General features: G+C 72.7%; 4 protein-coding genes and 1 pseudogene. 4 read left to right on the top strand and 1 reads right to left on the bottom strand.

The genetic code is table 11. From position 1 onward, the window contains the following. Positions 1-560, bottom strand: a 560-nt coding sequence (rsmH, locus tag SSOG_RS33270) for a 16S rRNA (cytosine(1402)-N(4))-methyltransferase RsmH (protein WP_039942114.1), incomplete at its 3' end; no start/stop codon positions are given. Positions 561-980: 420 nt separating this feature from the next. On the opposite strand from rsmH, the gene SSOG_RS33265 reads away from it, so the two are divergent. The 4 genes and pseudogenes from SSOG_RS33265 to SSOG_RS33250 all read left to right on the top strand — a co-directional run. Beyond that, positions 981-1,538 (top strand): beta-class carbonic anhydrase, encoded by a 558-nt coding sequence (locus SSOG_RS33265; RefSeq protein ID WP_039939277.1) that lies wholly within the window; start codon positions 981-983, stop codon positions 1,536-1,538. Positions 1,539-1,742: 204 nt separating this feature from the next. Continuing rightward, positions 1,743-2,795 (top strand): annotated as a pseudogene (locus tag SSOG_RS33260) (AAA family ATPase). Then, a complete protein-coding gene (locus SSOG_RS33255) occupies positions 2,795-4,183 on the top strand; it encodes a DUF58 domain-containing protein (protein ID WP_009718651.1) in 1,389 nt (462 codons plus the stop codon). The pseudogene SSOG_RS33260 and the gene SSOG_RS33255 overlap by 1 nt, the downstream one beginning before the upstream one ends. After that, positions 4,180-6,325: transglutaminase TgpA family protein (locus tag SSOG_RS33250; protein ID WP_009718650.1), on the top strand; the 2,146-nt coding region annotated here is incomplete at its 3' end. The genes SSOG_RS33255 and SSOG_RS33250, both read left to right, overlap by 4 nt.

Here is a 6,325-nt window from a genome sequence, read left to right as displayed (position 1 = left end):
AGCCGGGCGCTGTTGCTGAACGGCTCCTTGGCGCGCTCCTTGACCACCGCGTCCACGATCTTCTTGGCGAACTTCTCCTCGCCGTACGTCCGCAGGATGCGCACCAGGTCGCCGGGCGGGTAGGTGTTCAGCACCTCGGCGGCGCTGATGCCCGTCGACTGGTCCATCCGCATGTCCAGCGGGGCGTCCTGCGCGTAGGCGAAGCCGCGCCCGGCCTCGTCCAGCTGCATGGAGGAGACGCCGAGGTCGAACAGGACGCCCTGGACGCGCGGCACCCCGAGCCGGTCCAGGACCTCGGGCAGCTCGTCGTAGACGGCGTGCACCAGGGTCGCCCGGTCGCCGTAGGGGGCCAGCCGCTCACCGGCCAGCCGGAGCGCGTCGCGGTCGCGGTCGAGGGCGACGAGCCGGGCGGCGGGGAAGCTGCGCAGCAGCGCCTCGCTGTGCCCCCCGAGGCCGAGCGTGCAGTCGACCACCACCGCGCCGGGTTCGGCGAGGGCGGGGGCCAGCATGTCCAGGCAGCGCTGAAGCATGACGGGAACGTGGAGAGCGTTGCTGCTCATTGCGCTGCTCGTGCGCCCTTCTGAGGGTCGGGCGTGGCGGGTACGCACCGCCGGGTCCCCACCCGCTCTGAAGGGGAAGCGGCCGACTGGCGCCGGGGAAGTGACGTCAGGCGACCGGAGCGGGAGGAGGCCGAGGGGTACGTACGCACCGCGCTCACGCGAAAATTTCCGGGATCCAAGGGGAGCGTCACGCCTCCCACTTCGCGCCACTTTAGTCCACTCGTCCCTTCGGTCAACCAACCGGCCAGCGCGCCCCGCCGACGGAGTGGACGGGAGCGGAATGGCCGCACCCGAGGGCGCCGGACAAGGGCGCACGGGGGCGTGAAGTGGCTCACAATCACCCCTTCGGAGCACCCGATGCCCTCGTTTGCGTAACCTAAAGAAAAGACAAAATCCCCTGGTGGGCTTAGGGTCATAGCCATGTCGATATCAGCGTCGCAGCCGTTGCCCCAGCCCTCCGACAGCGCCGCCGGCACCGCCGGTTCGGTCACCGACCGCCTCGTCGAGGCCAACCGCCAGTACGCCGCCGGGTTCACCGACCCCGGGATGGACGCGCGCCCCGTGCAGCACGTGGCCATCGTCGCCTGCATGGACGCACGCCTCGATCTGCACGAGGCGCTCGGCCTGGAGCTGGGCGACTGCCACACCATTCGTAACGCGGGCGGTGTGGTCACCGACGACATCATCCGCTCCCTGACCATCAGCCAGCGCGCGCTGGGCACCCGCAGCGTCGTGCTGATCCACCACACGGGCTGCGGCCTGCTGAACCTCACCGAGGACTTCCGGCACGAGCTGGAGGAGGAAGTGGGCCAGCGGCCGTCGTGGGCGGTCGAGGCGTTCAAGGACCTGGACGCCGATGTGCGCCAGTCGATGGAGCGCGTCCGCACCTCGCCGTTCCTGCTGCACCGGGACGATGTGCGGGGCTTCATCTTCGATGTGACGACCGGTCTGCTGCGCGAGGTCGAGCCGCGCAGCTGAGGAGATTTTCAGCCCGAACTCGTACAAGCGTGACAAATAACCCCGGGTTATCCACAGCCGAGTGACGCGAGACGGCGAAGACCGCAAGAATGCGTAGATGACATCGTCCCCCGCAACCCCGCGGGGGACGGTGACAGCGTTTGCGGTGGGCCGGTCCGTCCTTGGTCGGACAGTCGGCCCTGAGAACGGGCCGAGGAGGGCCGGGTGACGACCTATGACGAACGAGCGAGCCTCAGCGATCTGACCACCACAGCGGAGCGGGTCCGCCGGTCGGTGGAGGGTGTGATCGAGGGCAAGCCCGAGGTCGTACGGCTTTCGCTGACCGTACTGCTCGCCGAGGGACATCTGCTGATCGAGGATGTCCCGGGCGTCGGCAAGACCATGCTCGCCAAGGCGCTCGCGCGGTCCATCGACTGCTCGGTGCGCCGTATCCAGTTCACCCCCGACCTGCTGCCGTCGGACATCACCGGGGTGAGCATCTACGACCAGCAGCGCAAGGAATTCGAATTCAAGCCGGGTGCGATCTTCGCCCAGATCGTCATCGGCGACGAGATCAACCGCGCCTCCCCCAAGACCCAGTCCGCGCTCCTTGAATCGATGGAAGAGCGCCAGGTCACCATCGACGGGAAGAGCTACGAACTGCCCGGCCCCTTCATGGTGGTGGCCACCCAGAACCCGGTCGAGATGGAGGGCACCTATCCGCTGCCCGAGGCGCAGCGCGACCGCTTCATGGCGCGCGTCTCCATCGGCTACCCCAGCCCGCAGGCGGAGCTGGAGATGCTGGACGTGCACGGCGGGGTCTCCCCGCTGGACGACATGCGGCCGGTCGCGCACGCCCACGAGATCGTCAAGCTGGTCGAGGCGGTGCGCTCGGTGCACGTCGCCGAGGCCATCCGGCGGTATGCGGTGGACCTGGTGTCCGCCACCCGCAACCACCCCGATCTGCGGCTGGGCGCCTCCCCCAGGGCCACCCTGCACCTGCTGCGGGCCGCCAAGGCGTCGGCCGCGCTGGCCCGGGCGTGACTTCGCCCTCCCCGACGACGTGCAGTCGCTCGCCGTCCCCGTGCTGGCCCACCGGCTGCTGCCCACCGCCCAGGCCCAGCTGAACCCGGCGCACCGCGGAGCAGGTCGTCGGCGACATCCTCCAGCACACCCCGCTGCCCACCTCGTCGCAGCGGGGCGGCGGACCGGTGCCACCCGGTGCCCCCCATGCCCCCGGTCGACTACGGGCAGCAGCCGGGCGCACGGAGGCTGTGATGACCACAGGGGGGACGGGCGCGGGCCCCGGGGGCGCCGGAAGCGGGGAGGACCGGGGCACCATCCGGGCGGCGCTGGCCGGGCTGACCACCCGCGGCCGTTCCTTCCTGGCCGCCGGGGTCGCCGCCGCGGTGTGCAGCTATGTGCTGGGCCAGGCCGATCTGCTGCGGGTGGGGCTGCTGCTGGCGGCGCTGCCCCTGGTGTGCGTGGCCGTGGTCTACCGCACCCGGTACCGGGTGGCGGGCAGCCGGCGGCTTGCGCCCGCGCGGGTCCCGTCGGGCTCCGAGGCCCGGGTGCACCTGCGCATGGACAACGTCTCGCGGCTGCCCACCGGGCTGCTCATGCTCCAGGACCGGGTGCCGTACGTGCTGGGGCCGCGCCCCCGCTTCGTCCTGGACCGGGTGGAGCCGGGCGGCCGCCGCGAGGTGTCCTACCGGGTCCGCTCCGATCTGCGCGGCCGCTATCCGCTGGGCCCGCTCCAGCTGCGGCTGAACGACCCGTTCGGAATGTGCGAGCTGACCCGCGCCTTCAGCGCCTACGACACGCTCACCGTGGTGCCCCGGGTCGAGCCGCTGCCCGCGGTGCGGCTGACCGGCGAGGCCGCGGGGTACGGGGACGGGCGGCACCGCTCGCTGGCCCTGGCCGGTGAGGACGATGTGATCCCGCGCGGCTATCGCCACGGCGACGACCTGCGCCGGGTGCACTGGCGGTCCACCGCGCGCTACGGAGAGCTGATGGTGCGCCGGGAGGAGCAGCCGCAGCGCGCCCACTGCACGGTGCTGCTGGACACCCGGGGCATCGCCTACGAGGGCGCGGGGCCCGACTCCCCCTTCGAATGGGCGGTGTGCGGCGCGGCCTCGGCCTCGGTGCACCTGCTGGAGCGGGGCTATGCGGTCCGGCTGCTGACCGACACCGGAAGCTCGGTGCCCGGCCCGGACGGCGGAGGCGGATTCACCGGTTCCACGCATGACTCCGCGGAGACGGCCGGGCTGATGCTGGACACCCTCGCGGTGGTGGACCACTCCGACGAGGACGGGCTCTCCCTCGCGTACGACGTGCTGGGCGGCGGGGGCGAGGGCCTGCTGGTGGCCTTCCTCGGCGATCTGGACGAGGAGCAGGCCGCGCTCGTCGCGCGGATGCGGCACCGCGCCACGGCGGCGGTGGCATTCGTCATGGACGGCCATGCCTGGTCGCGGGGCGTGGAACCGGCCGGTCCGGAAGAGCTGGAGGACGCGCTGCGCCGACTGCGCGAGGCGGGGTGGACGGCGCTGCCGGTCGCCCCGGGCGCCTCGCTGGCGGATCTGTGGCGGCAGGCCGACGGGCAGGGCGCCACCCGGGCCGACACCGGACCTCGGGTCGTCGGCGGCATGACAGGGAGCTGGGGATGAGTGGGAGCGTTCGGCTGGCGATCTGCGCGGCGTTGGCCACGGCCGCGGCCGCGTGCGCGCTGCTGCCGCTGGTGAATCCGGCCGGCTGGCTGCTACAGGCCGCCCTGTTGCTGGCGGTCCAGAGCGCCGCGGGCGTGGCCGCCCGCCGGGTGCCGCTGGCCCGTCCGCTGACGGTGGCGGGGCAGGCCGTGGTGATGCTGCTGCTGCTCACGGCCGTCTTCGCGCCCGGGCAGGCGATCGCCGGGGTACTGCCGAGCCCGCAGGCCCTCCATGAGTTCGCGCTCCTGCTGCGCGAGGGCACCAGCGACGTCGGGCAGTACGCGACCCCGGCGCCGGTCACTGACGGCATCCGGCTGCTGCTGGTCGGCGGGGTGCTGCTGATAGGTCTGGTGGTCGACGCGCTCGCGGTGACCTACCGCAGCGCGGCCCCCGCCGGGCTGCCACTGCTGGCGCTGTACTCGGTCGCGGCGGGCCTGTCGGACGACGGAAGCGACTGGATCTGGTTCCTGGTCGCGGCGGCCGGCTATCTGCTGCTGCTCCTGGCCGAGGGCCGGGACCGGCTCTCCCAGTGGGGCCGCGTCTTCAGCGGCGGCGCCCCGCGCGCGGCGGGCATGCCGGCCTCGGGACTGGCCGGGGCCGGGGGCGGCCCGGCGGCGGCCCCGGTCCGGGCAGGCCACCGGATCGGCGTGCTGGCGCTGGGCATCGCGGTCGCGGTGCCCGCGGTGCTGCCGTCCCTGGACGGCGGGCTGCTGGACCGGCAGGGCAACGGCGGCGGGCCGGGCAGCGGCGGAGGCACCATCTCGGCGGTGAATCCGCTGGTGTCGCTCCAGGACAGCCTGAACCAGCCGGAGAACAGGGAGGTGCTGCGGTACCGCACCTCCTCGCAGACCACCCAGGACATGTATCTGCGGATCGTGGCGCTCGACAAGTTCGACGGCGCCTCGTGGAAGTCGTCCGAGCGGCACGTCACCGACGTACCGGGCCGACTGCCGGCGCCGACCGGTCTCGGCCCCGCGGTCCGGACCACCTCCGTGGACACCACCATCTCGGCCGCCGAGTGGTACGCGCAGAACTGGCTGCCGCTCCCCTACCCGGCCGACAAGGTGCAGATCGACGGGCGCTGGCGGTACGAACCCGAGGGCCGCACGCTGGTCGGCGACCGCGGCCAGACCACCCGCGGCGCCCGCTACCGGGTCACCAGCCTGATGGTGGAGCCGACCGCCGACCAGCTGGCCTCCGCCCCGCCGCCGAACCCGCGGCTGCTGCGCGAGTACACCGAGGTGCCGGACTCGCTGCCGCCCGTGGTCTCCCGGACCGCGCGCGAGGTGACCTCGGGCGCGTCCAACGCGTACCAGAAGGCGGTCAAGCTCCAGGACTGGTTCGCGGTGAACGGGGGCTTCCGGTACGACACCGAGGTGCAGTCCGGCAGCGGTTCGAACGCGATCGCGAAGTTCCTCAAGCAGAAGGCGGGCTTCTGCGTCCACTTCTCCTTCTCCATGGCGGCGATGGCCCGGACGCTGGGCATACCGGCGCGGGTTGCCGTCGGGTTCACCCCCGGCACCTCGCAGGCGGACGGTTCGGTGTCGGTCGGGCTGAAGGACGCCCACGCCTGGCCCGAGCTGTACTTCGAGGGCGTCGGCTGGACCCGCTTCGAGCCCACCCCGAGCCGCGGCACCCAGCCCGACTACACGATGGAGCAGACGCCGTCGGGCGAGGTCCCCGACGAGCCGTCGTCCCAGCCGAGCACCAGCTCCGAGCCGACGGCCGCGCCGTCCGCCTCGGACAGCTGCGCACCGGAGCTGCGGAAGCAGGGCGGCTGCGAAGCGGCCGCCGTCCCGCAGCCCGGTGACGGCTCCTCGGACGGCGGGTTGTCGGTGTCCACGGTCACCAGCTGGAGTTCGCTGGCGCTGCTGGTGCTCGTGGTGCCGCTGCTGCCCATGCTGTGGCGGCGGCGGGTCCGGGCCCGCAGACTCGACGGCTCCGGCGGGCGCACCGAACAGGACGCCGCCGACCGGATCCTGGCGGCCTGGCACGAACTGGTCGACACCGCCTGGGACTTCGGCGTCCTGCCGGACGACTCCCAGACCTCGCGCAAGGCCGTGGCCCGGATCGTACGGCTCACCGAGCTGGACGACGAGGCGC

The sequence above is a fragment of the Streptomyces himastatinicus ATCC 53653 genome, assembly GCF_000158915.1.
GTDB classification, from domain to species: domain Bacteria; phylum Actinomycetota; class Actinomycetes; order Streptomycetales; family Streptomycetaceae; genus Streptomyces; species Streptomyces himastatinicus.
This window is presented reverse-complemented; position numbering and strand designations above follow the sequence as displayed.